The organism is Arachnia propionica (genome assembly GCF_003932785.1).
Lineage (GTDB): Bacteria > Actinomycetota > Actinomycetes > Propionibacteriales > Propionibacteriaceae > Arachnia > Arachnia propionica_B.
Window position 1 is genome coordinate 1 of sequence record NZ_RQYT01000098.1, and the last position, 1,541, is coordinate 1,541.

3 protein-coding genes are annotated in these 1,541 nt (G+C 63.1%); 1 reads left to right on the forward strand and 2 read right to left on the reverse strand.

The features are described from left to right. The coding region (locus tag EII35_RS15380; RefSeq protein WP_125229327.1) for a TlpA family protein disulfide reductase at positions 1-218 on the forward strand (218 nt) is incomplete at its 5' end. A 165-nt stretch (positions 219-383) separates the two neighbouring features. On the opposite strand, the gene EII35_RS15385 is transcribed toward EII35_RS15380, so the two are convergent. After that, positions 384-1,082, reverse strand: a complete 699-nt coding sequence (locus EII35_RS15385; protein ID WP_125229328.1) for a nucleotidyl transferase AbiEii/AbiGii toxin family protein — start codon at positions 1,080-1,082, stop codon at positions 384-386. Then, positions 1,079-1,411, reverse strand: coding sequence for a transcriptional regulator (locus tag EII35_RS15390; protein WP_125229329.1), 333 nt, complete (start codon positions 1,409-1,411; stop codon positions 1,079-1,081). The genes EII35_RS15385 and EII35_RS15390 overlap by 4 nt, the downstream gene beginning before the upstream one ends. Positions 1,412-1,541: the final 130 nt, after the last annotated feature.

Genomic DNA, 1,541 nt, shown 5'->3' on the forward strand with positions numbered 1-1,541 from the left:
ACGTGGGCGAGCCGCAGACCGCGGTGAGTGACTACTCGAAGCGCGTCGGCAACGACTTCCCCGAGATCGCGGACCAGGGGCAGCAGATCGCTGCGGCCTACGGGATCATGGGGGTGCCGTCCCACTATTTCGTCGACGCGCAGGGTGTGGTTCGGCAGACCCACGTTGGTGTCCTGAGCCCCTCGGCCATGGCCGAGGCCCTGAGGAACGTCGGGTAGTGTTGATGTGAGGGAGGTGTCGTCGTGGGTTTCCGTGGTGAAGTCCTTTCAAGCCAGTCCCTGCTGGAGCGTTCTTGGGCTGAGCCTGAACCGGTCTCCTTCCCTGATGTCGGCCTGCGTCACACCCGGTCGTCCCGATGCTTGGCGGGTATGGGTGGCTTGCGCTCAGCGACAAGCGCCTTGAGATTTGCCGCTCAGAGGCGAAGGTGTGGCCTGTCCGCGTAGAAGCGCTGCCCACTGGGTGCAACGTTCCTTGATGCGGTCCAGCTGCTCAGAGCTGACGCCATAACGCTCGACATCGCGAAGTGTTACTCGGTTCACGGCCTCCAGTTGTTGAACAAAGATGCTCACCTCGAACCCGTTGTCACGCGTGGCTGCTGCTTTCACCAGTTCCTCATCGGTGAACCGACCCCATCTGCGGATGGCATCGACATCGAGGTAGTCGCGCGGTTCACCGCGTGAGTAGGCTGCGGCGATTTTGTTGCCAACCGCGTCCTCCACGCTCAGCACCGGGCCGATGTCAAGCCATACGGGGTCGTTCTCGCGCCAATCAACCCCCATGTCGATGTTGAGCTGCAGCCCGTCAACAGCTCGTACCTTCAACCGTGCGAACTGTGCAACGCGCTGCGCCTCTTCGACCTCGTATCCACTCTCCCGCAGGTCCGTGACGACACAACCAACAGCCCACGCGAACTTGTCGTTGTCCTGAGTCATGGTGAACAGATCAATATCCTCGGTGGGCCGATCGATCACGCCATGCTCACGGATTGCTCCAGACCCCGCCAAGACGAAACCAGCCTCGGCGATCCTGGTCAAGGCGATACGAGCCAGCTCACGCTGCTGTGCCTCGAATCCTGCGTTCATGCGCTCACCTCAGCGCGCAGGTCGGGGAAACGCTCCTCCCACATCGCGCGAGCCCGCCTTGGCAGCAGGAGCAGCGGCCAGGCAGCGATCAGCCGGTCACGGTTCAGGATCGCCACTTGATCGGCCACGGTCCCCTCAGCCACCACCGCCCGATACGCCAGCCCGACGCCACCCTCCTCATCAAGATCAACCCGGCCGCCGCCTGGTGCCCACAACACCGTGTGAGGCAACTCAACAACACCCCCGTCCGGCCCCTTCAAGTCATCCAAGCTCTCAGGGACTGCATAGGGCTTCACATCACGGAAGAACACCCTGGCCTCGCCGCCCATGACTCCTCCTTCCGGTCACAGTTCACCCAGCCTACCGTTGTCGGCGACGCGGCCCCGGAGTTCACTGCGACGGACATCGACGGTGGGCTGGTCGACATGAAGGCGCTTCGCGGCAAGCCCGTGTGGCTGC

Excerpts from the sequence above, each read along its gene's own strand:
- EII35_RS15385 (WP_125229328.1), bottom strand. The coding sequence starts at position 1,082 with ATGAACGCAGGATTCGAGGCACAGCAGCGTGAGCTGGCTCGTATCGCC.
- EII35_RS15390 (WP_125229329.1), bottom strand. The coding sequence starts at position 1,411 with ATGGGCGGCGAGGCCAGGGTGTTCTTCCGTGATGTGAAGCCCTATGCA.